Origin of the sequence: Streptomyces sp. NPDC001480, from assembly GCF_042894725.1 — a bacterium.
Classification (GTDB): domain Bacteria; phylum Actinomycetota; class Actinomycetes; order Streptomycetales; family Streptomycetaceae; genus Streptomyces.
Genome location: NZ_JBIAVX010000027.1, coordinates 58,980 through 82,374, shown reverse-complemented (window position 1 = coordinate 82,374; position 23,395 = coordinate 58,980). Strand labels below are relative to the sequence as shown.

At 71.4% G+C, this 23,395-nt stretch carries 26 protein-coding genes, 3 tRNA genes and 2 pseudogenes; 21 read left to right on the top strand and 10 right to left on the bottom strand.

What is annotated here, in order from left to right; translation table 11 throughout:
* The 4 genes and pseudogenes from ACFY01_RS42195 to ACFY01_RS42180 all read right to left on the bottom strand — a co-directional run.
* Nucleotides 1-201, bottom strand: a pseudogene (locus ACFY01_RS42195) (2-oxoglutarate ferredoxin oxidoreductase subunit alpha); the annotation flags it as partial.
* A 185-nt stretch (nt 202-386) separates the two neighbouring features.
* Nucleotides 387-1,046 (bottom strand): LuxR C-terminal-related transcriptional regulator, encoded by a 660-nt coding sequence (locus ACFY01_RS42190; RefSeq protein WP_390741068.1) that lies wholly within the window; start codon nt 1,044-1,046, stop codon nt 387-389.
* A 113-nt stretch (nt 1,047-1,159) separates the two neighbouring features.
* A complete protein-coding gene (locus tag ACFY01_RS42185) occupies nt 1,160-2,530 on the bottom strand; it encodes a sensor histidine kinase (protein WP_390741063.1) in 1,371 nt (456 codons plus the stop codon).
* 111 nt (nt 2,531-2,641) lie between these two features.
* Nucleotides 2,642-3,874, bottom strand: a complete 1,233-nt coding sequence (locus ACFY01_RS42180) for a sensor histidine kinase (RefSeq protein ID WP_390741062.1) — start codon at nt 3,872-3,874, stop codon at nt 2,642-2,644.
* 234 nt (nt 3,875-4,108) lie between these two features.
* Between ACFY01_RS42180 and ACFY01_RS42175 the strand changes: the two genes are divergently transcribed.
* From ACFY01_RS42175 to ACFY01_RS42120, 12 genes and pseudogenes are all read left to right on the top strand, one after another.
* Nucleotides 4,109-4,513, top strand: coding sequence for an NADH-quinone oxidoreductase subunit A (locus ACFY01_RS42175; protein ID WP_390741061.1), 405 nt, complete (start codon nt 4,109-4,111; stop codon nt 4,511-4,513).
* Entirely contained in the window at nt 4,504-5,124 is a 621-nt protein-coding gene (locus tag ACFY01_RS42170) for an NADH-quinone oxidoreductase subunit B (RefSeq protein WP_390741060.1), read from the top strand. The genes ACFY01_RS42175 and ACFY01_RS42170 overlap by 10 nt, the downstream gene beginning before the upstream one ends.
* Nucleotides 5,121-6,377, top strand: a complete 1,257-nt coding sequence (locus ACFY01_RS42165; RefSeq protein ID WP_390741059.1) for an NADH-quinone oxidoreductase subunit C — start codon at nt 5,121-5,123, stop codon at nt 6,375-6,377. The genes ACFY01_RS42170 and ACFY01_RS42165 overlap by 4 nt, the downstream gene beginning before the upstream one ends.
* Complete coding sequence (locus ACFY01_RS42160; RefSeq protein ID WP_361809056.1) at nt 6,374-7,342, top strand: complex I subunit 1 family protein; 969 nt, start codon at nt 6,374-6,376, stop codon at nt 7,340-7,342. Before ACFY01_RS42165 ends, ACFY01_RS42160 begins: the two co-directional genes overlap by 4 nt.
* A gap of 2 nt (nt 7,343-7,344) precedes the next feature.
* The gene (locus tag ACFY01_RS42155; RefSeq protein ID WP_390741058.1) at nt 7,345-7,905 is read left to right on the top strand and encodes a NuoI/complex I 23 kDa subunit family protein; all 561 of its coding nucleotides are present in this window, start codon (nt 7,345-7,347) and stop codon (nt 7,903-7,905) included.
* Complete coding sequence (locus ACFY01_RS42150; RefSeq protein WP_390741057.1) at nt 7,902-8,519, top strand: NADH-quinone oxidoreductase subunit J; 618 nt, start codon at nt 7,902-7,904, stop codon at nt 8,517-8,519. Before ACFY01_RS42155 ends, ACFY01_RS42150 begins: the two co-directional genes overlap by 4 nt.
* Nucleotides 8,519-8,893, top strand: coding sequence for an NADH-quinone oxidoreductase subunit NuoK (gene nuoK, locus ACFY01_RS42145; protein WP_390741056.1), 375 nt, complete (start codon nt 8,519-8,521; stop codon nt 8,891-8,893). The genes ACFY01_RS42150 and nuoK overlap by 1 nt, the downstream gene beginning before the upstream one ends.
* Nucleotides 8,890-10,884, top strand: a complete 1,995-nt coding sequence (locus ACFY01_RS42140; protein ID WP_390741055.1) for an NADH-quinone oxidoreductase subunit L — start codon at nt 8,890-8,892, stop codon at nt 10,882-10,884. Before nuoK ends, ACFY01_RS42140 begins: the two co-directional genes overlap by 4 nt.
* A gap of 6 nt (nt 10,885-10,890) precedes the next feature.
* A complete protein-coding gene (locus tag ACFY01_RS42135; RefSeq protein WP_390741054.1) occupies nt 10,891-12,465 on the top strand; it encodes an NADH-quinone oxidoreductase subunit M in 1,575 nt (524 codons plus the stop codon).
* Entirely contained in the window at nt 12,462-13,988 is a 1,527-nt protein-coding gene (locus ACFY01_RS42130) for an NADH-quinone oxidoreductase subunit N (protein ID WP_390741053.1), read from the top strand. The genes ACFY01_RS42135 and ACFY01_RS42130 overlap by 4 nt, the downstream gene beginning before the upstream one ends.
* A gap of 187 nt (nt 13,989-14,175) precedes the next feature.
* Nucleotides 14,176-15,039 (top strand): zinc metalloprotease HtpX, encoded by an 864-nt coding sequence (htpX, locus tag ACFY01_RS42125; protein ID WP_390741052.1) that lies wholly within the window; start codon nt 14,176-14,178, stop codon nt 15,037-15,039.
* A pseudogene (locus tag ACFY01_RS42120) lies at nt 15,036-15,164 on the top strand (YccF domain-containing protein); the annotation flags it as partial. The gene htpX and the pseudogene ACFY01_RS42120, both read left to right, overlap by 4 nt.
* Here ACFY01_RS42120 and ACFY01_RS42115 read toward each other — a convergent pair.
* Nucleotides 15,130-15,495: a transposase gene (locus tag ACFY01_RS42115; protein ID WP_390741051.1), complete on the bottom strand. Its 366-nt coding sequence runs from the start codon at nt 15,493-15,495 to the stop codon at nt 15,130-15,132. The pseudogene ACFY01_RS42120 and the gene ACFY01_RS42115 sit on opposite strands and share 35 nt — an antisense overlap.
* 79 nt (nt 15,496-15,574) lie before the next feature.
* The gene (locus ACFY01_RS42110) at nt 15,575-15,976 is read right to left on the bottom strand and encodes a YccF domain-containing protein (RefSeq protein WP_390741050.1); all 402 of its coding nucleotides are present in this window, start codon (nt 15,974-15,976) and stop codon (nt 15,575-15,577) included.
* 117 nt (nt 15,977-16,093) lie between these two features.
* On the opposite strand from ACFY01_RS42110, the gene ACFY01_RS42105 reads away from it, so the two are divergent.
* Complete coding sequence (locus tag ACFY01_RS42105; RefSeq protein WP_390741067.1) at nt 16,094-16,384, top strand: YccF domain-containing protein; 291 nt, start codon at nt 16,094-16,096, stop codon at nt 16,382-16,384.
* A 93-nt stretch (nt 16,385-16,477) separates the two neighbouring features.
* Here ACFY01_RS42105 and ACFY01_RS42100 read toward each other — a convergent pair whose 3' ends face one another.
* Nucleotides 16,478-17,743, bottom strand: a complete 1,266-nt coding sequence (locus ACFY01_RS42100) for an APC family permease (protein WP_390741049.1) — start codon at nt 17,741-17,743, stop codon at nt 16,478-16,480.
* Nucleotides 17,744-17,898: 155 nt separating this feature from the next.
* Here ACFY01_RS42100 and ACFY01_RS42095 point away from each other — a divergent pair, with 155 nt between their 5' ends.
* Entirely contained in the window at nt 17,899-18,165 is a 267-nt protein-coding gene (locus ACFY01_RS42095; RefSeq protein WP_361455673.1) for a GlsB/YeaQ/YmgE family stress response membrane protein, read from the top strand.
* Nucleotides 18,166-18,236: 71 nt separating this feature from the next.
* Here ACFY01_RS42095 and ACFY01_RS42090 read toward each other — a convergent pair whose 3' ends face one another.
* Nucleotides 18,237-18,725, bottom strand: a complete 489-nt coding sequence (locus ACFY01_RS42090; protein ID WP_390741048.1) for a YajQ family cyclic di-GMP-binding protein — start codon at nt 18,723-18,725, stop codon at nt 18,237-18,239.
* A 226-nt stretch (nt 18,726-18,951) separates the two neighbouring features.
* Here ACFY01_RS42090 and ACFY01_RS42085 point away from each other — a divergent pair.
* A tRNA-Tyr gene (locus ACFY01_RS42085) sits at nt 18,952-19,033 on the top strand.
* A 168-nt stretch (nt 19,034-19,201) separates the two neighbouring features.
* Entirely contained in the window at nt 19,202-19,441 is a 240-nt protein-coding gene (locus ACFY01_RS42080; protein WP_390741047.1) for a hypothetical protein, read from the top strand.
* A 150-nt stretch (nt 19,442-19,591) separates the two neighbouring features.
* On the opposite strand, the gene ACFY01_RS42075 is transcribed toward ACFY01_RS42080, so the two are convergent.
* Together ACFY01_RS42075 and ACFY01_RS42070 are read right to left on the bottom strand one after the other, a co-directional pair.
* A complete protein-coding gene (locus ACFY01_RS42075) occupies nt 19,592-20,248 on the bottom strand; it encodes an SDR family oxidoreductase (RefSeq protein ID WP_390741046.1) in 657 nt (218 codons plus the stop codon).
* Nucleotides 20,249-20,324: 76 nt separating this feature from the next.
* Complete coding sequence (locus ACFY01_RS42070) at nt 20,325-21,575, bottom strand: amidohydrolase family protein (RefSeq protein WP_390741045.1); 1,251 nt, start codon at nt 21,573-21,575, stop codon at nt 20,325-20,327.
* Between the two features lie 267 nt (nt 21,576-21,842).
* Here ACFY01_RS42070 and ACFY01_RS42065 point away from each other — a divergent pair.
* The 5 genes from ACFY01_RS42065 to ACFY01_RS42045 all read left to right on the top strand — a co-directional run bounded on the left by ACFY01_RS42065 (nt 21,843) and on the right by ACFY01_RS42045 (nt 23,282).
* A tRNA-Thr gene (locus ACFY01_RS42065) sits at nt 21,843-21,915 on the top strand.
* Between the two features lie 46 nt (nt 21,916-21,961).
* Nucleotides 21,962-22,034: transfer RNA gene (locus ACFY01_RS42060), tRNA-Met, on the top strand.
* An 89-nt stretch (nt 22,035-22,123) separates the two neighbouring features.
* The gene (gene rpmG, locus ACFY01_RS42055) at nt 22,124-22,288 is read left to right on the top strand and encodes a 50S ribosomal protein L33 (protein WP_003948671.1); all 165 of its coding nucleotides are present in this window, start codon (nt 22,124-22,126) and stop codon (nt 22,286-22,288) included.
* Nucleotides 22,289-22,389: 101 nt separating this feature from the next.
* Nucleotides 22,390-22,845: a MaoC family dehydratase N-terminal domain-containing protein gene (locus ACFY01_RS42050; protein WP_390741044.1), complete on the top strand. Its 456-nt coding sequence runs from the start codon at nt 22,390-22,392 to the stop codon at nt 22,843-22,845.
* A gap of 8 nt (nt 22,846-22,853) precedes the next feature.
* On the top strand, nt 22,854-23,282 hold the full coding sequence (locus tag ACFY01_RS42045) for a MaoC family dehydratase (RefSeq protein WP_390741043.1): 429 nt from the start codon (nt 22,854-22,856) through the stop codon (nt 23,280-23,282).
* Nucleotides 23,283-23,395 lie beyond the last annotated feature (113 nt).

The following is a 23,395-nucleotide window of genomic DNA, read 5'->3' as shown; positions in this document are numbered from 1 at the left end:
CGTCGACAGGTCGTTGCCGAAGGACGCCGTCTCCGACGTGAACCGGTCACCCGTGAGCTGCATACCGTCCCCGGAGTCGCCCGCGAACCGGATGATCACCCGGTCCAGACGGCGGACGCCCTTCGCCCCGGCCGGTTTGCGCGGCCCTCCTACGACTGCTCCGTCGGCCTGTTCCGCTGCGCTGCTGACCTGGCTGGTCACTGAACTGGACCTCCTTCGAGGCGGCTGCCCGGGGCGTGGTCGTCCCGTGGACCTTCCCAGGATCAACCCTACGTCGCTTAGGGTCGCCTTCCCTCGGCCATTCGCATGATGGACAGCGATTCGCCCGGATGTTCCGACCGTCTGCGCGCGGGTGTCCCGACCGTCACGGGCTCAGGTGGGTGACGTCACGAGTTCAGGTAGGTGAGGACCGCCAGCACACGCCGGTGGTCCCCGTCGCTCGGCGACAGACCGAGCTTCAGGAAGATGTTGCTGACGTGCTTCTCGACGGCTCCGTCGCTGACCACCAGCTGCCTGGCGATCGCCGAGTTCGTGCGGCCCTCGGCCATCAGCCCCAGGACCTCCCGCTCGCGCGGGGTGAGCCCCGCGAGTACGTCCTGCTTGCGGCTGCGCCCGAGCAGCTGTGCGACCACCTCCGGGTCCAGTGCCGTGCCGCCCCGGGCCACCCGTACCACCGCGTCCACGAACTCGCGGACCTCCGCGACCCGGTCCTTGAGCAGATAGCCGACCCCGTGACTGGAACCGGCCAGCAGTTCGGTGGCGTAGCGTTCCTCCACGTACTGCGACAGCACCAGCACCCCCAGCCCGGGGTGCGTCCTGCGCAGCCGTACGGCCGCCCGGACGCCCTCGTCGGTATGGGTCGGCGGCATCCGCACGTCCGCCACCACCACGTCCGGCAGGATGCCCTGCGCGTCCAGGTCGTCGATGGTCTTGATCAGTGCCTCGGCGTCCCCCACCCCGGCGACGACGTCGTGCCCGCGATCGGTCAGCAACCGGGTCAGGCCCTCCCTGAGCAGCACTGAATCCTCGGCGATGACCACCCGCACCCTGTCCTCCACGATCTCCCGGCCCCCCACGCCCGCTGTCCCCGTTCGTTCCTACGAAGGTTCAGCATTCCAGCATCGGGAGCGGGACGTGCCCGGACAAGCGGATTTACCCGTCAACGGCGCCAGGGGAGCTCCGCCGTAACCCGGGTGGGGCCGCCGGCCGGGGAGTCCACCACGAGGATCCCGTCCACCGCGTCCAGCCGCTCGGCGAGCCCGGCCAGCCCCGACCCGGCGGTCACATCGGCCCCGCCGACCCCGTCGTCGATGACCTGGAGCATCAGCCGGTCCTCCGACCGCCACACGTCCACGGAGGCCGACCTGGCCCGGGCGTGCTTGCTGACGTTCTGAAGCAGCTCGGAGACCGTGAAGTAGGCGATCCCCTCGATGGCGGGGGCCGGCCGTTCGGCGAGGTCCACCTCGACCTGGACGGGCACGGTGCAGCGGGACGCGACGGCGGACAGGGCGGCGTCCAGGCCGCGGTCGGTCAGCACGGCGGGATGGATGCCGCGCGCCAGGTCGCGCAGCTCCTGAAGGGCCGTCTTCACCTCGCCGTGCGCGTCCTCGACCATGCGGGCGGCCGCCCGCGGGTCCTCGGCGAGCTTCTCCTTCGCCAGCCCCAGATCCATGGCCAGCGCCACCAGCCGCGCCTGCGCGCCGTCGTGCAGGTCCCGCTCGATGCGCCGCAGGTCGGCCGCCGCCGTGTCCACCACGACACCCCGGTCGGACTCCAGCTCCACCACCCGCTTCGCCAGCCGCGAGGGCCCGAGCAGCCCCAGCACCATCAGCCGGTCCACCATCGTCAGCGCCCGCACGATCCACGGCGTGGCCAGCGTGAACAGCAGCCCGACCAGCGCCGTCACGGTGATCTCGAACGGGTTGTCGAGATAGATGCTGTGGTGGGCGTCCCCGTACAGCTGAAGGCCGCCCTGGCCGCCGTACATCGGGAACAGCCAGAACCACAGCGGGTACGTCAGCAGCGCCCAGCCGTACGCCCAGAAGTTGACGGCGACGACGAAGGAGAGCACCGCCCACGGGAAGTGCAGCAGCGCGTACAGCAGGTGCCGCCAGGACGTGCCGCTCTTCAGGACCGCGCCCATCCAGGCCAGCGGACCGTTCCTGCCCACCCGCAGCGGCTCGGGTTCGGCCACCTCCAGACGGAGCAGCCCACGCGCCCGCGCCCGCTCCAGCGTCCCCAGACCCCGGCAGCCCGCCAGCGCCCCGGCCAGCACCGGGATGCCGAGGAAGGTCACCAGCAGGCCCGCGCCGAGCGCCACCATCGTCACGGCGTAGACGAAGGTCAGGACGGCGATCGGCAGGTTCAGCAGGACGTAGCCGAACTCACGCCAGGTGCGGGCCTCCAGCGGCGCCCGGAGCGCGGCGGGCAGCCGGTGCGGGCGCTGCCCCCAGTCGTCGGTGCCGTGGCGTCCGGGCCGGCCGCCGTGCCCGTACCTCTCCCCGTACCCCTGTCCGTACTCCGTGGCCATCGGTGTCGTCCCGTTCTCCTCGTCGGCGGCTGTGTTGCCGTACGTCCAGGCTGCTGCGGCGCAGGTCGAGGGGCCATGGAGGCCGTCGGCGTGTTGGCCGGGGGGTTTTCCCTACCCCCGGCCGGGGGCCTGGGTCCGGTCCCGCCAGGGCAGCTCGGCGGTGACCGTGGTCGGGCCGCCCGTGGGCGAGTCGACGACGAAGAGCCCGTCGACCGCGCCGAGCCGCTCCGCGAGCCCCCGCATGCCCGTGCCGCCGTCCAGCCGGGCGCCGCCCTGCCCGTCGTCCCACACCTGGATCAGCAGCCGGTCCTCGGACCGCCACACCTCGACGGAGGCGGACCTCGCCCGGCTGTGCTTGCTGATGTTCTGGAGCAGCTCGGAGACGGTGAAGTAGGCGATGCCCTCGATCGCGGCGGCCGGCCGCTCCGCCAGGTCGCTGGTGACCTTCACCGGCACCGTGCAGCGGGAGGCGACGGAGGACAGGGCCGCGTCCAGGCCGCGGTCGGTGAGGACGGCCGGGTGGATGCCCCGCGCCAGATCGCGCAGTTCCTGGAGCGCCAGCTTCACCTCGCCGTGCGCCTCGTCGACCATCGCGGCGACGGTGTCGTCGGCGCGCCCCTCCAGCAGTTTCTCCTTCGCCAGGCCGAGCCCCATCGCCAGATTGACCAGCCGGGCCTGCGCCCCGTCATGCAGATCGCGCTCGATGCGCCGCAGATCGGCAGCCGCCGTGTCCACCACCACTCCGCGGTCGGACTCCAGTTCGGCGATACGGCGTTCGAGCTCGTCGGAGGGTGACAGCAGCCCCCGCACCATCGCCCGGTCCGCGTTCGTCAGGCCCCGCGCGATGAACGGCAGCACCGGCCACAGCACGAACAGCGAGGCGAAGGTGATGACGAACGTGAGGATGCCCCAGGGCAGCCGGATGAAGTCGTACAGCAGCGTCCGCCAGCCCACCGGGTCCTTCAGGGCCATCCACAACCGCTGGAACAGCCCGCCGCCCTTCCTCAGCGGCAGCGGAGTCGGCTCCTCCACCCGCACCCCGAGCAGGGCCCGGGCCCGGCCCCGCTCCAGCCTCCCCAGCAGGCGCGCACCCATCAGGGTCGCCGCGAGCAGCGGGAAGCCGACCACGGTGAGCGTCATGAAGCCGCTGACGAACAGCGTGCAGCAGACGTAGACGAAGCCGAGGATCGCCACCGGAAGGTTGGCCAGGAGATGCGCGATCTCCTTCCAGGTGTGCTTGTCGAAGGCGAAGCGCGCCGGCGGCAGACGGTGGTCGTCGGCACTGGGGTCGTCGGCACTGGGGCCGGCACCGGGGGCGTCGGCTCTGGGGACGGGTGCGGTCATACGGGTTAGCGTGCCGTGCCCGGCGCCGCGGCGCCATGAGGTCCCCCGCCTACGTCCACTGGGGAAAACCCCACCCTCGCCGTGCTCTCCCGTCCCAGGGTGTGACGGGCTGCTTACCCTCTCTTTATCAGGGCCTAGACTCCCGTGCGTACACATCGTCGAATCACGTCAACCACCACGGTCGGCGATTCACGGTTCACCGCAGTCACCGGGTCAGGGAGCGAGGGACGCACGTTGCGGGAGACGTTGGGGGACTCGACCGTCGTCGCGGCGGGCTACTTCCAGTCATATTCGGTCGTGGGACTGCTCGCCCTGGTCGGCGTGCTGTTCGTCGCGGTCGCCTTCGGGGCGGGCCGCCTGCTGCGGCCGGTCGTGCCCACCCCGGAGAAACTGCTGACCTACGAGTGCGGCGTCGACCCCGTCGGCGAGGGCTGGGCCCACACCCAGGTCCGCTACTACGTCTACGCATTCCTCTACGTGATCTTCGCCGTCGACTCGATCTTCCTGTTCCCGTGGGCGACGGTCTTCGCCGCCCCCGGCTACGGCGCGACGACGCTGGTGGAGATGTTCATCTTCCTCGGCTTCCTCGCCGTGGGCCTGCTGTACGCATACAAGAAGGGCGTCCTGGCATGGACGTGACCCCCACTCCTCCCGAGCCCGTGCTGCTTCCCGAGCCGAAGCGGCTGGGCGCGCTCGCCCGCCTGGCCCCCGAGCCGATGAAGGTGGTCCTGAACTGGGGCCGCCGCTACTCCCTGTGGGTCTTCAACTTCGGTCTCGCGTGCTGCGCGATCGAGTTCATCGCCGCGTCCATGGCCCGCCACGACTTCATCCGCCTCGGCGTCATCCCGTTCGCACCGGGCCCGCGCCAGGCCGACCTGATGGTGGTCTCCGGCACGGTGACGGACAAGATGGCCCCGGCCGTCAAGCGCCTGTACGAGCAGATGCCCGAGCCCAAGTACGTCATCTCCTTCGGCGCGTGCAGCAACTGCGGCGGGCCGTACTGGGACTCCTACTCGGTGACGAAGGGTGTCGACCAGATCATCCCGGTCGACGTGTACGTACCCGGCTGCCCGCCCCGCCCCGAGGCCCTCCTCCAGGGCATCCTCAAGCTCCAGGAGAAGATCGCCCAGGAGTCGCTCGGCGAGCGCTACGGCACCGGTGGAGCCCCGCGCCCCTCCGCTGCGGCCCTCCAGAGCGGCCTGGTGCGGCCCCCGGCGCAGCCGTCCGGCGGGGAGGGCGACACCCGATGACCACCGTCGGCTGGCTCCCCGCCCCCGTCGAGGACCTCTTCGGTACGGAGGCCACGGCCGAGGAGTCCTACGAGGTCCTGACGGTCGACGTACCGCCCTCCTCCTGGATCCCGGCGCTGGAGACCGCGCGCACCACCCTCTCGTGCACCTACTTCGACTGGCTGAGCGCGGTCGACGAACCGGGCACGGGCTTCCGCGTCTCGGCGCACGTCGTCGCCCTCTCCCCGGTCCGCCGCCTCCTGCTGCGCACCACGGTCCCGCACGAGGCGCCGGCGCTCGCCTCCGCCGTCGGCGTCTACGCGGGCGCGGCCTGGCACGAACGCGAGACGCACGAAATGTTCGGCGTCCACTTCGAGGGCCACCCCGCCCTGGACCACCTCCTGCTGCCCGAGACCTTCGAGGGCCACCCCCTGCGGAAGGACTTCGTCCTCGCCGCGCGGGTCGCCAAGGCCTGGCCCGGCGCCAAGGAACCCGGGGAGTCCGAGCACGGCGGGCCCAAGCGCCGGCAGATGCTTCCGCCGGGCGTCCCCGACCCCAACGAGTGGGGCCCCCTCAAGGGCCAGCTGCCCCCTGCCCCGGCCCGCCCGGCCCGCGGCGAGGGACGCGCGGCGGCCACCGGGGAGCGGCCCGCGCGCGCGGCGGGGGAGCGGCCGGTGCGGCGGACACGTACCGCCGCGGAGGGATCGGCGAGCCAGGCCCCGGAGACGGGGGCCGCGGCGGCGGGGGCCGGTGCGGCGGGGGCTGCGGCCGCCGGTGCCTCCGCCGAGGCTGCTCCCGCGGAGGCGCCGCCCACGGCACCGCGCCGGGCCCGCAGCGCGTCGGGAGGCGCCGCGAGCCAGCGGGACACCGCCGGCCCGGCCGCACCGCGCCGGGCGCGCAGCGCCAGCGGGGGGTCCGCGTCGCAGCGGGTGCAGGGCGCGGAGGGTGCCGAGCCGACGGAGCCGACGGCGACACCGCCGGACACCCCCGCCCGGCCCGCCCCGCGCTCCACCGCCCCCCAGAGTTCGGACGCCCCCTGGCACCACGCCCGCCCGGCCTTCGACGAGGGCGAGACCGAGCGCGCGCCGCAGGCCGAGCCTGAGCCGCAGGCCGAGCGCGGGCCCGAGCCCGTCTCCGAGCCGCAGGCCGAGCGCGGGCCGGAGGCAGGGCGCGACTCCGAGCCGCAGGCCGAGCGTGAGCCTGAGCCCGGCTGCGAGCCCGCGCCCGGCGAGGAGACCCCCACCCGTAACGACCCCACCGGAGGCCCGCAGTGAACGACGCGCTGGACGTCGCTCTGCGACTCCTGGTCGTGTTCGTCGTCTTCCTCACCTTCCCCCTGATCGTCGGTCAGACCGAGCACAAGGTGATGGCCCACATGCAGGGCCGCCTCGGCCCGATGTACGCCGGCGGCTTCCACGGCTGGGCCCAGCTCATCGCGGACGGCGTGAAGTTCGCGCAGAAGGAGGACGTCGTACCCGCGGGCGCGGACCGCCGCATCTTCCAGCTCGCCCCCGCCGTGGCCCTCCTGCCGTACCTCCTGGTGCTCCTCGCCATCCCCATCGGCCCGAGCGAGAGCGCGGTCGGCCAGGTCCTGGACGCCGGCGTGTTCTTCGTGCTCGCGGTGATGGGCGTCGGCGTCCTCGGCTCGCTCATGGCCGGCTGGGCCAGCGCCAACAAGTTCTCCCTCCTCGGCGGTCTGCGCACCGCCGCCCAGCTCCTCGCCTACGAACTCCCGATGCTGCTCGCCGCCGCCTCGGTGGCGATGGCCGCGGGCACCGTGTCGATCCCCGGGATCCTCCACGCCTTCCACTGGTGGTGGCTGCCCTGGCAGATCGTCGGCGCGGTCGTCTTCTTCGTCGCCGGACTGGCCGAGCTACAGCGCCCGCCCTTCGACATGCCCGTCGCCGACTCCGAGATCATCTTCGGCGCGTACACCGAGTACACCGGCCTGCGCTTCGCCCTGTTCCTGCTCGCCGAGTACGCGGGCATCGTCGTCCTGTGCGGCCTGACCACCGTCCTCTTCCTCGGCGGCTGGCACGGCCCCTGGGGCGCCGACGGCCTCGGCTGGCTCTGGACCCTGCTGAAGACCGCGATCCTCGCCTTCCTCGTCATCTGGCTCCGCGTCACCTACCCCCGCCTGCGCGAGGACCAGTTGCAGAAACTCTCCTGGACCCTCCTCGTGCCCCTCTCCCTCGCCCAGATCGCGCTCACCGGCATCGTCAAGGTGGTGATCTCCTAACCATGGCTCCCATCCCCGGCTCCGGCCTCGCCAAGGGCCTGGCCGTCACCCTCCGCACGATGACGAAGAAGACCGTCACCGCGCAGTACCCCGACGTCCAGCCCGACCTCCCGCCCCGCACCCGCGGCGTCATCGGGCTGTTCGAGGAGAACTGCACCGTCTGCATGCTGTGCGCCCGCGAGTGCCCGGACTGGTGCATCTACATCGACTCCCACAAGGAGACGGTCCCGGCGGCGACCCCCGGCGGCCGCGAACGCAGCCGCAACGTCCTCGACCGCTTCGCCATCGACTTCTCCCTGTGCATGTACTGCGGTATCTGCATCGAAGTCTGTCCTTTCGACGCCCTGTTCTGGTCCCCGGAGTTCGAGTACGCCGAGACCGACATCCGCGAACTCACCCACGAACGCGACAAGCTCCGCGAGTGGATGTGGACGGTCCCGCCCCCGCCCGCCCACGACACGGGCGCGGAGGAACCGAAGGAGATCGCCACCGCCCGCAAGACGGCCGAGAAGCTGGCGGCCGCCCAGGACCGGCCGGCCGAGCCGCAGGAGGGGGAGTCGTGAGCCTCGCCGCCGAAACCCACGGCTTCCTCTCCCCGAACGGTGTCGAGATCGCCTTCCTCCTCGTCGGCCTGGTCACCTTCGGCGCCGCGCTGGTCACCGTCACCACCCGGCAACTGGTGCACGCCGCCCTGTGGCTGGTGGTGACCCTCGGCGGTCTCGCCGTGGAATACCTGCTGCTCACAGCCGAGTTCATCGCCTGGGTGCAGGTCCTCATCTACGTCGGTTCCGTCGTCGTCCTCCTCCTGTTCGGTCTGATGCTCACCCGGGCCCCCATCGGCCGCTCCCCGGACGCCGACTCAGGCAACCGCTGGGCCGCCCTCACCGTGGCCGTCGCCGCCGCGGCCGCCCTGGTCTGGGTGGTCGTCGACGCCTTCCGCACCACGTGGATCGACCTGGACGGCCCGGCCGCCGGCTCGACCAAGGTCACCGGCGCGAGCCTCTTCCAGAACTGGGTCCTCCCCTTCGAGGCCCTCTCCGTCCTCCTCCTCGCCGCCCTGGTCGGCGCGATCGTCCTGTCCCGCAAGGCCGACGCGGCCGCCGACACCGGTCCCGCCGTCCCGGGCGCCCGCGACGGCAAGGGAGCCGACCCGGCCGACAAGGAAGGTGTCCGCTGATGCACCTCGCCTATCCCGCCGTGCTCTCCGCCCTCCTGTTCTGCACCGGCCTGTACGGCGTCCTCGCCCGGCGCAACGCGATCCTGGTCCTGATGTCGGTCGAGCTGATGCTCAACGCCGTCAACCTCAACCTGGTCGCCTTCGACGTCTGGCTCAGCAAGGCCGCCAAGGAGACCCTGCACTCCGGTCAGGCCCTCACCCTGTTCACCATCGCCATCGCCGCCGCCGAGATCGGCATCGGCCTGGCGATCGTCCTCGCCGTGTACCGCAACCGCGGTACCTCCGACATCGACAAGCTCCGCGACACCGCCGAGGGCCACTCCACCGACGGCCCCGACACCCCAGCGGCCGAGAAGGCTGAGGCCACCGCGTGACCACGACCACCCTCGCCGTCCTCGTCCCCCTCCTGCCGTTCCTGGGCGCCGCCGCCGGCCTGCTGCTCGGCCGCACGACCCCCGGTTTCACCCGCCCGCTCGCCGTCCTGCCGCCCCTCGTCTCCGTGGTGCTGGCCGTGCTGGTCGCCGTCCGCCAGGGCGGGGGCCGGGCGATCACCTCCGCCACGGAACTGACGCCCACCGGCTCCGTCCCGATCGAGCTGGCCCTCTACATCGACGGCTTCGCCGCCCTGGTCGCCGTACTCGTAGGCGTCGTCGCCACCTGCGTGCAGGTCTACTCGACCGGCTACCTGCGCGACGACCCGCGCTACCCCTCCTACGCGGCCCTCGTCTCCCTGTTCACCTCCGCGATGTTCCTGGTCGTCTACTCGGGCGACCTGATCGTGCTGCTGGTCGGCTGGGAAGTCATGGGCATCTGCTCCTACTTCCTGGTCGGCCACTACTGGGAGACCCCGGAAGCCCGCGCCGCCTCCCTCAAGGCCTTCCTGGTCACCAAGCTCGGCGACGTGCCCTTCCTCATCGGCCTGTTCGCACTCGGCACCGACGCCGGGTCCTTCCAGATCACCCGCGTCCTAGGCACCGTCGCGAGCGGCGGCCTGCACCAGCCGACGCTGATCGCCCTGCTGCTCCTGGCGGGCGTGGCCGGCAAGTCCGCGCAGTTCCCGCTGCACACCTGGCTCCCCGACGCGATGGCGGGTCCCACACCCGTCTCCGCGCTGATCCACGCCGCGACGATGGTCGCCGCCGGTGTCTACTTCGTCGCCCGTCTCCTCCCCGTCTTCGAGGCCTCCTCGGCCGCGCTGCTCGTCCTCGCCGTCATGGCCGCCGTCACGATGCTCGGCTCCGGTCTCGCCGCGCTCGCCCAGGACGACATCAAGCGCGTCCTCGCCTACTCGACGATCGGCCAGCTCGGCTACATGACCGGCGCCCTCGCCGTCGGCGACCGCGGCGCCGCCGTCTTCCACCTCCTCTCGCACGGCGCCTTCAAGGCGCTGCTGTTCCTCGCGGCCGGCGTGATCATCCACGCCGCCGGCACCAACTCGCTGGCCGCGATGTCCCGCATGAGCCACCTGCGCGACCGCATCCCCGACGCCTACTGGACGATGACCGTGGCGCTCCTCGCACTCGCCGCGATCCCTCCCTTCAGCGGCTTCTTCTCCAAGGAGTCCGTCCTCGGCGCCGCCGAGCACGCCGCCACCGGCCACACCGGGCACGCCCCCGCCGGCGCGGGCTGGGTCGTCCTCGTCGCGGGCCTGCTCACCGCCCTGCTCACCGCCGCCTACGCCACCCGCCTGTGGCTGCTGGCCTTCCGCGGGCACGGTGCCGAGGCCCCCGAACACGGCCGTCAGCCGCTCACCATGACCGTGGTGCTGTGGGTGCTCGCCGTCCCGTCCCTGGCCTTCGGCGGCTTCGCCTACCGGGCGCTGCCCGACTGGTTCGACGGCCGCGACCTGACCCCCACCCTCATCACGTCCATCCTCGGCACCGGCCTCGCCCTGGTCGGCGGGATCGTCACCTACGGCGCCTGGCAGCGCACCACCGCACTCGCCGCCCGCGTCCCGCTGGGCGCGGTCGCCGCCCACCCCGAGGGGGACGCCGCACTGGTCGAGGCCGAGGCCATCGCCAGCCACGCACCCGTCTACGGAGGCGTGGCCTACGCGCCCGACCCGGCCGACCCCGGACGGCTGCTGCTCGGCCCGTTGCACCGGCACGCGGCCGTCGGCTTCCACCTGGACGCCGTGTACGCGGCGCTGTTCGTCCGGCCGGTCCAGGCCGGAGCGAGTCTCGTCCGGTTCCTCGACCGCGAGGTCGTCGACACCTACGTACGCGGCGCGGCCGCGCTGCCCCGACTGCTCGGGGCCGCAGTACGGCGCGCCCAGACCGGCAACGTCCAGACCTATGTGAGCGCGCTGCTCGCCGGCACCGTCGTCCTGGCGGTCGCCGTCCTCCTCGTCGCCTCGGGAGTGTGAGCAGGCGTGATCGATATCAACGAGTCAGTGATGCAGTTCCTTCTGGCATTCGTCGTCGTCGGCCCGCTCATCGGCGCCGTCGCCGCTCTCCTGCCCGCCCCGCCCGGACTGAAGGGGAAGTCGCCCGCGCAGGCCGTGCTCCGGCACGGCGTCACCGTGACCGGCGTGATCCTCATCGCCGCGATCGTCCTCGCGCTCGGCTTCGACCACGACCATCCGTCGAAGATGCAGGCCACGACCGACATCAGCTGGATCCCCGCACTCGACGTGCGGATCCACCTCGGCATCGACGGCATCTCCCTCCCCCTCCTGGTCCTGACCGCGCTGCTGACCTTCCTCTGCGCGCTCTACTCGTACTTCAAGCCGCCCGCGGGCCCGTCCCCGAAGGCGTTCGTCGCACTGCTGCTCGTCCTCGAGACCGGCACCCTCGCGACCTTCGCCGTCCTCGACCTGCTGTTGTTCTTCCTCGCGTTCGAGACGGTGCTCATCCCGATGTACTTCCTCATCGCCCGCTGGGGCGGCGAGGGGCGGACCCAGGCCGCCTGGAAGTTCATCCTCTTCACGCTGCTCGGGTCCGTGGTCATGCTGCTCGGCCTGCTCCTGATCGGAATCAAGGCGGGCACGTTCGACATGGTGGCACTCGCCACTGACAACGGCCGGTCGCTGACCACATCCGTGCAGGTCATCGCCGTTCTCGCGATCGGGATCGGGCTCGCGGTCAAGACGCCGATGTGGCCGCTGCACAGCTGGCTGCCGGACGCCCACACCGCCGCGCCCACCGTCGGCTCGGTCCTGCTGGCGGGCGTCCTGCTGAAGATGGGTACGTACGGGTTCGTCCGGATCCTGCTGCCGATCGCCCCCGACGGCTTCCACACCTTCGCGCCCTACCTCGCCGCCTTCGCCGTCGTCGGGATCATCTACGGATCCCTGGCCTGCCTGGCCCTCGCCAAGCAGGGCGCGAAGGGCGATCTGAAGCGGCTCATCGCCTACTCCTCCGTCGGCCACATGGGCTTCGTCCTGCTCGGCATCGCCACCACCACCCCGACCGGCGTGAACGGCGCGCTCTTCGCCAACATCGCCCACGGCCTCATCACCGGCCTCCTCTTCTTCCTGGTCGGCGCGCTGAAGGACCGCACCGGCAGCACCGACCTCGACACCCTCGCCGAGGAGACGGGGGCCGCGTTGTACGGCAAGGCTCCCCGACTCGGCGGTCTGCTCGCCTTCGCCGCGGTCGCCTCGCTCGGCCTGCCGGGCCTCGCCGGGTTCTGGGGGGAGATGCTGGCGCTGTTCGGCGCGTTCGAGCCCGCCGCCGGCCTCAGCCGCCCCGCGTTCCTCACCTTCATGGCGATCGGCGCGTTCGGCACGCTGCTGACCGCCGCGTACATGCTCGTCGTGGTCCGCCGCGTATGCATGGGCGCCGTACCGCAGGACGTCCCCAAGCTCGCCGACGTCCACGGCTACGAGTTCGCGGCCTGGACCCCGCTCGTCGCCCTCACCGTCGTCGCCGGACTCTGGCCGAAGGCCCTCCTCGGCCTGACCGACCCGGCCGTGCAGCAGCTCCTCGCAGGAGGCACCCGATGAGCGCCCTGGCCCAACCCCTGGCCCAGTCGGTGGTCCAGTCCGTCGACTGGCTCGCGATCGCCCCGCCCACCCTCGCGGCCGTCGTCGCCCTCGTCGTCCTCGTCGCCGACCTGTTCCTGTCCGACGCCAGGAAGGCCGTCCTCGGCTGGATCTCCATCGCCGGGCTCGCCGCCTCGGCCCTCCTGCTGCTGCCCCTCCTCGACGGCGACCGCAGCACCTTCTGCCTCACCGGCGCCACGCACGCGTGCAGCTACACCGCCGACCGGTTCACCCTCGTCATCCAGTTCCTCGTACTCGGCGGCGCCCTCCTCGCCGCCCTGCTGTCGGTCACCGCGCTCAAGGACGCCGGACGACGGGTTCCCGAAGGCGAGTTCTGGTTCCTGCTGCTCTCCTCCGCCGCGGGCGCCGCCCTCCTGCCCGCCTCCCGCGACCTCGCGACCCTCATCGTGGCCCTGGAGGTCGCCTCCCTGCCCGCGTTCGCCCTCGTCGGCATCCGGCACGGCGACCGGCGGTCCTCCGAAGCGGCCCTGAAGTTCTTCCTGTCCTCCGTCACCGCCACCGCGGTCAGCCTGATGGGCATCAGCTTCGTCTACGCCTCCACCGGCACCCTCTACCTCACCCAGGTCGCCGACCGGATCCAGCACGTCGACGGCCAGCTCCACACCCTCGCGCAGACCGGCGTCGTCCTCACCCTCGTCGGCTTCGCCTTCAAGACGGCCGCCGTCCCCTTCCACTTCTGGGTGCCCGACACCTACGTCGGAGCCCCGCTGCCCATCGCCGCCTACCTGTCGGTCGTCGGCAAGGCGGTCGGCTTCTCCGGCCTGATCCTCGTCACCGTCGTCGCGTTCCCGTCGTACGCCGACGTCTGGGGCCCGGCCCTCGCCGTCCTCGCCGCCCTCACCATGACCGTCGGCAACGTCGCCGCCCTGCGCCAGCAGGCCACGCGCGCGCACAGCGCGGTACGGCTGCTCGCCTGGTCCTCCGTCGGCCAGGCCGGCTACCTGCTCGTGCCGATCGCCGCCGCCGGCTACACCAAGGACGCCCAGAAGGCCATCGGCTCCACCGTCGCCTACGCCCTGATGTACGCCGCCGTGAACCTCGGCGCCTTCGCCGTGGCCGCGCTCGTCGGCCGCACCAAGTCCCTCAACCGGCTCACCGACTACCGGGGCCTTTACGCGTCGAACCCGCTGACCGCACTGCTCCTGGCGTTCTTCCTGCTGTGCCTCGCCGGACTCCCCCCGGGCATCATCGGCCTGTTCGCCAAGGTCACCGTCTTCTCGGCCGCCGTCGACGCGGGCCTCGGCTGGCTCGCCGTCGTCATGGCCGTCAACGTCGTGATCGCGCTGTTCTACTACCTCCAGTGGACGGCCCTGCTGTTCCGTGCCCCCGAGGGCGAGCCCGCCCGCCACCGCCTCCCCGCCCCCCTCACCGCCGCCCTCGCCCTCACCGGAGTCCTCGGCGTCGTCCTGTCCGGCGCACCCCAACTCGTCCTGCGCTTCGCGGCCACAGGCCTGTTCGGATGACTCGCCACGCGCGCACGGGGCACCCGTGCCCCACACGCGCGTGAGGCGATAAGGGCACGTCACCCGTACGGCCGACACGCGCCGCCGCCTGTACCAGGGAACTCGCGGCGGCCGCCTGGCGTTGACCAGAGCGGGAGGGTCCACTGGACCCGAGAGTTCCCCCGCTGCACGATTTGGAGGGCGTACCGTGCACCGCCGGCACAACGGGCTCAGGACGGCAGTACTCCTCGGTGGACTGTCCGCACTCATCATCGTCATCGGCAGCTTCTTCGGCCGCATGGGGCTGATCATCGCGGTCCTCGTCGCCCTCGGCACGAACGCGTACGCGTACTGGAACAGCGACAAGCTGGCTCTACGCGCGATGCGCGCCCGCCCGGTCAGCGAGTTCGAGGCCCCGGCCCTGTACCGCATGGTCCGCGACCTCTCCACCCAGGCCCGCCAGCCCATGCCGCGCCTGTACATCTCCCCGACGGAGGCACCGAACGCCTTCGCCACGGGCCGCAACCCGCGCAACGCCGCCGTGTGCTGCACCGAGGGCATCCTGCGCATGCTCGACGAGCGCGAACTGCGCGGCGTCATCGGCCACGAGCTCAGCCACGTCTACAACCGCGACATCCTCATCTCCTCGGTCGCCGGCGCGCTCGCCTCGGTGATCATGTTCCTGGTCAACTTCGCCTGGCTGATCCCGATCGGCCGCTCCGACGACGACGAGGGCCCCGGCCTGCTCGGCATGCTGCTGATCATGATCCTCGGCCCGCTCGCCGCGTCCCTGATCCAACTGGCCATCAGCCGGTCCAGGGAGTACGAGGCGGACGCCTCCGGCGCCCAGCTCACCGGCGACCCGCTCGCCCTCGCCAGCGCCCTGCGCAAGCTCGAGACCGGCACCCAGCAGCTCCCGCTGCCCCCCGAGCCCCGCATCGAGACCGCGAGCCACATGATGATCGCCAACCCCTTCCGACCCGGACAGGGACTGTCGAAGATGTTCTCCACGCACCCGCCGATGGCGGACCGCATCGCCCGGCTCGAGAAGATGGCAGGTCGTTACCAGTGAGAACCATCCTGAACGTCATCTGGCTGATCCTGAGCGGCTTCTGGCTGTTCCTCGGCTACCTGCTCGCGGGCGTGCTGCTCTGCATCACGATCATCGGAATCCCGTTCGGGATCGTTCTTCTGCGTTCAGCATCGCGCTCGGGTCGACCCGCCCTTCGATGACCATTGAGGGCAGTAGCTGGATCTCCGGGAGAGGGACCCGTTCCACGTCCGTGAGCGCAGCGTTCACACGGCTCCAGGTGCCGTCGGAGGCCCAGGCGTTGAAGTGCTTCGAAGCTTGGATGGTGGCGCCGGTTTCCTTGATCACGTTGGGCCATGCCTTGCCGGTGCGAGCCTTGTAGAAGATGGCGTCCACGGATCGTCGGACGGTGCCCCTGCGCCCCTTCGGGAGGAGGGGAGCGATCTTCGCCCACTCCTCGTCCGAGAGCTCTTGGCTCAAGCGTTTCGGATTGGCCACTGGACGATCCCCCTGCGTGCCCTGGCGCGCCTCTATCCTTCATGCCTTGCCGAGTTTACGGATGACCGAATTAGCGCAATTAGCGCGCGCCGAACCCTTGATCAGACGGGACCACTTCGCGGCCCAGCGGCATCAGCGAAATGGGAATGAGCTTCAGATTGGCCCAACCGAAGGGGATCCCGATGATCGACAGGAACAAGGGGATGCTCGTGATCAGGTGAGCCAGCGCCAGCCACCATCCCGCGAAGATCACCCAGATTACGTTGCCGATGAAGGAGCCCGCCCCGGCATCAGGCCGGTCCACGGTGGTGCGGCCGAACGGCCACAGAACGAAGCCGGCGATACGCAGCGACGCGATGCCGAACGGGATGGTGATGATCAAGACGAAGCAGATCAGCGCAGCGATGAGGTAGCCGAGCGCCATCCAGAAGCCGCAGAAGACGAGCCACAGGATGTTGAGCAGCAGGTTGAACACCTTCATGATCGGTACCTCTCCAGGTCGGTCCGTCGGCATGCCTGCTGTCACCAGTATCAGCCGATCATGCGCTCAGGCAGAACCGGAGAGCGCTTGTAGCGTGATCGGGAACGTCCTGAGACGATCCCGTTCGGCATCGCGGCGTTCCGTATCGGCGTCTACGCCCTGTGGCCCTTCGGGTACACCACCGTCGAGCGCCGCGACGCGGGCGCCGCGTCCTGCATCGGCAACGTCCTGTGGCTGATCCTCGCCGGCTGGTGGCTGGCCATCGCCCACATCGTCACCGGGATCGCCCTGTGCGTCACGATCATCGGCATCCCGTTCGGCATCGCCAATTTCAAGCTGATCCCGATCTCCCTGTTCCCGCTCGGCCGCGAGATCGTGCCGTCGGACGAGCCGTTCGCGACGCGCTGACGGCCGTCCGCCTCGCCTGACCGCCCTTCAGGCCTGCCCTCCCCGCCGCGAGTTGTCCACAACCGGCCCTTCGTCCACAGGCCCGCCCGGTTGTCAGTGGCGGCCTGCACCATGTGTACGGAGCCCCACCCGCCGCCGTACCGCATAGGCCGCCACTCCCACGACCAGCACACCCGCTCCCACGACGACCGAGACGACCGGCAGGGCGAACGCCAGCGTCGCGCACCCCAGCAGTCCGACCGCCGGCACCACACGCGCCGACGGAGCCGGGCTCAAGGTCCAGGCCGAGGCGTTGGCGATCGCGTAGTAGGCCAGCACACCGAAGGAGGAGAAGCCGATGGCACCCCGTACGTCCACCGTCGCCGCCGCCACGGCGACGACCGCGCCCACCGCCAGTTCCGCACGGTGCGGGACCTGGAAACGCGGATGCACGGCGGCCAGCGCCCGGGGCAGATGGCCGTCACGGGCCATGGCCAGCGTGGTCCGCGACACGCCCAGGATCAGCGCGAGCAGCGACCCCAGAGCGGCCACCGCGGCCCCGACCCGCACCACGGGCGCCAGCCCCGGCACCCCGGCCGCCCGCACCGCGTCCGCCAGCGGCGCCTCCGCCTGCCCGAGAGTGCCCGGGCCGAGCACGGACAGAACGGCGACGGCCACGCACACGTACACGGCCAGCGCGATACCCAAGGCCAGGGGGATCGCGCGCGGGATGGTGCGTGCCGGATCCCGCACCTCCTCACCCAGCGTCGCGATCCGCGCGTACCCGGCGAACGCGAAGAAGAGCAGTCCGGCCGCCTGAAGCACCCCGCCCCCGCCAGAGGACAGCCCGATGCCCAGCCGCCCGGCATCGGACATTCCGGAGGCCAGACACACGACCACCACGGAAGCGAGGACCGCCAGCACCACGGCCACGATCGCCCGCGTCAGCCAGGCGGACTTCTGGATGCCGCCGTAGTTCACCGCGGTCAGCGCCACGACGGCCGCGACCGCCACCACGTGCGCCTGTCCCGGCCAGACGTACACGCCGACGGTGAGCGCCATCGCCGCGCAGGAGGCCGTCTTCCCGACGACGAAGGCCCAGCCCGCGAGGTAGCCCCAGAACACCCCGAGACGCTCCCGCCCGTACACGTACGTGCCGCCGGAGGCCGGGTACAGGGCGGCGAGCCGTGCCGACGAGGTGGCGTTGCAGTAGGCCACCACGGCGGCGACGGCCAGCCCGAGCAGCAGCCCCGACCCGGCCGCGCCGGCGGCGGGCCCCAGGGCGGAGAACACCCCGGCGCCGACCATCGAGCCGAGCCCGACGACCACGGCGTCCCGCACTCCCAGGGTGCGCCGCAGTTTTGAACCGGAGGGTGTCATGCGCTGGACCCTACTGATCGATGCAACCGCCCGGTGTGCCCGTGGCGTCCTGTGCAGCAACACGGCACGAACACGCGCACGACGGACAGACGGTCCTCACCGAATTCTCAAGGGCCGTACAGTGCGGCCACAGCGCGGAAGGGCAGGTTCAGGGCATGAGCATCATCGGTTGGATCATCCTGGGACTTCTGGCCGGAGCCATCGCCAAGGTCCTGCTGCCGGGCCGTGACCCGGGCGGCTTCATCGGCACGACCCTCATCGGTATCGCGGGCGCGTTCATCGGCGGCTGGATCTCGGCCCGCTGGCTGGACCACCCTGTCTCCAAGCACTTCTACGACGGCGCCACCTGGGCCGCCGCGATCGGTGGTTCGCTCGTCCTGCTGATCGTCTACCGCCTCCTGTTCGGCAACTCGCGCGACTGACCGTCGGCTCGGACACGACGGAAGGGCGAGCACCACCGGGTGCCCGCCCTTCCGCGCAGTGGAGTGCTCTCCTACCGGTAGTTCACGAACTGAAGCGCGAAGTCGAAGTCCTGGCCCTTCAGGAGGGCGATCACGGCCTGGAGGTCGTCGCGGCTCTTGGAGCTGACGCGCAGCTCGTCGCCCTGCACCTGGGCCTTGACGCCCTTGGGGCCCTCGTCGCGGATGATCTTCGCCACCTTCTTGGCGTTCTCCTGGGAGATGCCCTCCTGGATGGACGCGAAGATCTTGTACTCCTTGCCGGAGAGCTGGGGCTCGCCCGCGTCCAGCGCCTTCAGCGAGATGCCGCGCTTGATCAGCTTGGACTGGAAGACGTCGAGGACCGCCTTGACCCGCTCCTCGGAGTTCGCCTCCAGCAGGATCTTCTCGCCGGACCACGAGATCGAGGCGCCCACGCCCTTGAAGTCGTAGCGCTGCGAGATTTCCTTGGCGGCCTGGTTGAGGGCGTTGTCGACCTCCTGCCGCTCGACCTTCGAGACGATGTCGAAACTGGAGTCGGCCATGTCCTGTGGCTCCTTGTATCGGGGTGCGTATCGGGTGCGTGTCGGCGTGCGCGGCGGTCGCCGCCGAGCCCGGCACGAGGGCCGGACCGCATCCGCACCAGCCTAGCCACCCCGCGTCTCCGAGGGGCCGATCAACCGAGTGGCGAAGCACCCCTACCCATCGGGTATTGTTTACGTCGTTGCCAGGGAGCACCGCGGAAAGGCGGTTCGACCGGCTTCACCCCCCGGCGGTGTGCCCGAGCGGCCAAAGGGAGCAGACTGTAAATCTGCCGGCTCAGCCTTCCCAGGTTCGAATCCTGGCGCCGCCACACTGGGGAAGACCCCCGTCCGACCTGCGGAGACGCAGGTCAGGCGGGGGTCTTTTGCGTGGGTCTCGGGGGCCCTCAGAGATCATTTGGTGCACCCTTGGCCCATGGAGTGACGTCCGTCACCTCGTGGCTCGTGGCGATGTCAGTGCCCCGGGGCACACTGGCTGCATGTCCTCCGCGTCCTCCCGGTCCGGGTCGTCCGCCCGGCGCAGAACCTGCCCGGTGTGCCGTCGTGAAATCGCCGTCGTCGCCGGGCGGTTCGCGCGGCATGATCCGCCCGGGGTGCGGCGCGGCGGGGAGCTCGTCTCGTGCGCCGGGTCACGGCGGCAGGCGGAACTGGGGGCCGTGCAACCGTCGTTGGACGGGTACGCGCTGCCGGACTTCCCCGGGCAGCTGCCCCTGTTCTGACCGCCCGCCGCAGCACGGGCCCGGCGGTCAGCCTCGCCGCCCGGTCCGGGCCGTCAACCTCGGCGCCCGAGCCCGATCCTCGACCTCAATGCCCCGGCCCGCCGTCGACCTCGCCGCCCGGCTCCCGGTCCCCGCTCCCGTCCGTCAACCTCAGTTGCCCGCCACCGACTTCACCGCCACCGTCATCGGCGTCGACCCGCCGATCAGCTCCAGCGTCAGGCCCGCCGTCGCCGGGGTGTCCACCAGTTCCGCGAGTACGGCCGCCACGTCGTCGCGGGGGATCGAGCCGCGGCCGGTGTGCGCCTCCAGGCGGACCAGGCCGGTGCCGGGGTCGTTCGTCAGCGAGCCGGGGCGCAGGATCGTCCAGTCCAGGGCGTCCAGGCCACGGACGTAGGCGTCGGCCTCGCCCTTGGCTCGCAGGTACACGTCGAAGACGTCGTCACCCTGGTGTGCCGGGTCCGCCCCCATGGACGAGACGACCAGGAAACGGCGGACCCGCGCCCGGACGGCGGCGTCCGCGAACAGCGTGGCCGCGCCCCTGTCCACCGTGTCCTTGCGGGCCGCGCCGCTGCCCGGGCCGGCGCCCGCCGCGAAGACCGCCGCGTCCGCGCCCTGAAGATGCGCCGCGACCTCCTCCACCGAGGCCGACTCCAGGTCGAGCAGAACCGGTTCGGCGCCCACCTCCCGCAGGTCGTCGCCCTGTTCCGGCTTGCGGATGATGCCCGCGACCTCGTATCCGCGCCCGGCGAGCAGCCGCTCCAACCGCAGCGCGATCTGACCATGACCACCAGCGATGACAATGCGCATGTTTCCGACCGTACGCCCGAAGGGCCGCATCCGCCGCACGACTTCGGTGCGGTCCCACCCGCCCGGGCGGCAGCGGTCAGGACAACTCGCCCCGGCCCTGCCGCGGCAGCCCCAGCTCCGCCGCCGCGGCCGAGTTGCAGTACTCGCGCACCGCGCTGGTGCGCGCCACCACGCGTCCCCGGTGCACCACGATCCGGCTGTACGCGAGGGACAGCGCTCCGGCGAGGTGGTCACCGCGCACGGCGAGGAGCTCGGCGGGGAACCCGGCCTCGACGCGCACCTCGGGCAGGCCGAGCACCGCGCGGGCGGAGGCACTGACCGCGTCGTAGGCGTCCGCGGGGCGCAGGCCGTGACGGGAGGCCAGCAGGTAGGCCGCTTCCAGCGGATCGCCGCGCCCCACCGGGTTCGACACGTCTCGCAGCGCGCCGCTGCCGGCCGCGACCCGCACGCCGGCGGCGCGCAGCAGCCGTACCGGAGCGGTGTCCCGCCCCTCGACGTTCCCGCAGCCGCCCTGGGGCAGGCACACCACCGTCACGCCGGCCGCCGCGAGCCGGTCCGCGATGCGCGAGGCCGCCTCGGCGGGCAACCGGGCCAGACCGGCGCACGGGCCGAGCGTCACGCCGGGGCGCAGACCACCCGCCATCGCCGCGAGCCGGGCCAGGCGGGCCGGGTCGGCGGCGTCCGTGTGCAGGTCCACGGGGCTGCCGTGCTCGGAGGCGATCTCCAGCACCGCCTCCACATAGCCCGTCGGATCCGGGTCCAGATCCGGACAGCCGCCCACCACGGAGGCGCCCATCTTCACCGCGTCCCGCAGTATCGCCAGCCCGTCCGCCCCGGCCACTCCGGTCAGCACGCGCGGCACCGCCACCGCCGTCAGCTCCGCCAGTCCGTGCAGCGAGCGCCGAGCCCGCAGTACGGCGGCCAGTGCGCCCAGCCCCTGGACGTCGCCCACGCGCACGTGCGCCCGCAGCGCCGTCGCCCCGTGGCCGAGCTGGAGCAGGGCGGCCTCCGTGGCCCGGCGCTGGACGTCGTCGGGGTCGTACGAGACCGGACCGCCGTCGTCGGCGGACAGCGCCGTGTCGCCGTGGGCGTGCGGCTCGGCCGGGGCCGGGAGCAGCAGATACCCGCCGAGGTCCACGCGGGTGCCGCCGGCCCGGGCCGGTCCCGACGCCAGGCTGCCGGCCGTGCCGACCGCCTCGATGCGTCCGCCGCCCAGCCGTACGTCCACGGCCCGGCCGTCGGTCAGGCGCGCCCCGCACAGCAGGAGGGGCGCCGCGTCGGGCTGTCCCGACGACGAGGAAGGCGGCTGCGGTCGGCTCTCGGGCATCGCACTCCAGGGACTCGGGGCTGCGTGAGCGGGCGCATGATCACGCAGAGTGAGTCGAGCCTAGGGTGGCGGGCCGCGCCCGGCGGGGAGGAGCGCAATAGTCGTACCGGCGTGGTCCCGTCCCTCGGGGTGCTGGTCGTGGGGCATGCGGAGGGTGTGCGGGAGGGGCGTACGGGGCCGGAGAGAGCCCTGCCGGACGGGGCGGGGTGGGCCGTCCGGAATGGATTTGGGTGAACGGCGGCCGAGCGTGTAATGTCTTCATCGCTCGCCCCAATAGCTCAGTCGGCAGAGCGTCTCCATGGTAAGGAGAAGGTCTACGGTTCGATTCCGTATTGGGGCTCTGGTGTGTGAGGTTCCCGCCGCGAGGCGGGATCCGATCGCATCAAAGCGGTGTAGCTCAGTCGGTAGAGCAAGCGGCTCATAATCGCTGTGTCACCGGTTCAAGTCCGGTCACCGCTACTGACAGTAGCCGATTGCGGGGTCGGTCCTTCGATCGGCTACTCTTTCTTGCGTTGAATTAACCCACCCGTTCGTCAAGGAGCACTCACGTGGCTGCCACCGACGTCCGCCCGAAGATCACGCTGGCCTGCGTGGAGTGCAAGGAGCGGAACTACATCACCAAGAAGAACCGGCGTAACAACCCGGACCGTCTTGAGATGAAGAAGCACTGCCCGCGTTGCAACGCGCACACCGCGCACCGCGAGACGCGATAAATCAGGCTCGTACGCGAGGCCGTCCCCGGATGACCGGGGGCGGCCTCGCGTCGTTGAGCCACCAGTACCGGTCAGTAGAGCAAGCAGGAGGTGCCGAGCCCATGGCGCTCGACCAGTCCTTCGTGGGGCGGACCTACCCACCCACCGAGCCCTATGAGGTGGGCCGGGAGAAGATCCGCGAGTTCGCCGAGGCGGTGGGGGACACCAACCCGGCGTACACGGACGCGGAGGCCGCCAAGGCGCTCGGTCACCCCGATGTGATCGCCCCGCCGACCTTCGTCTTCGCGATCACTTTCAAGGCCGCGGGACAGGTCATCGAGGACCCCCAGCTCGGCCTCGACTACAGCCGCGTGGTGCACGGTGACCAGAAGTTCGCCTACACCCGCCCGGTGCGCGCCGGTGACCGGCTCTCGGTCACCTCGACCATCGAGGGGATCAAGACCCTCGCGGGCAACGACATCCTGGACGTCCGCGGTGAGGTCCACGACGAGGCGGGCGAGCACGTCGTGACCGCCTGGACCAAGCTCGTGTCGCGGGCCGCGGACGAGGAGGCGTGAGAAAAGCGATGACGGCGAAGATCGCGTACGACGACGTCGAGGTCGGCACCGAGCTGCCGGCGCAGACCTTCCCTGTGAGCCGCGCCACCCTCGTGCGGTACGCGGGTGCCTCCGGGGACTTCAACCCGATCCACTGGAACGAGAAGTTCGCCAAGGAGGTGGGCCTGCCGGACGTCATCGCGCACGGCATGTTCACCATGGCCGAGGCGATCCGTGTGGTCACCGACTGGACCGGCGACCCGGCCGCGGTCGTCGAGTACGGCGTCCGCTTCACCAAGCCCGTCGTCGTCCCCAACGACGACCAGGGCGCCACGATCGCGGTCAGCGCCAAGGTCGCGGCCAAGCTCGACGACAACACCGTCCGCGTCGACCTCACGGCGATGAGCGCGGGGCAGAAGGTGCTGGGGATGTCCCGGGCGGTCGTACGGCTCGCCTGACCGGGAGAAGTGGGGGGGGGGGGGGGGGGGGGCCCCGGGGGGGGGGCCGGCGGGGGGGGGGGGGGGGGGGTTACCGGCACGAAAGTCGCCCCCCCGCCCAACACAGGAGACCA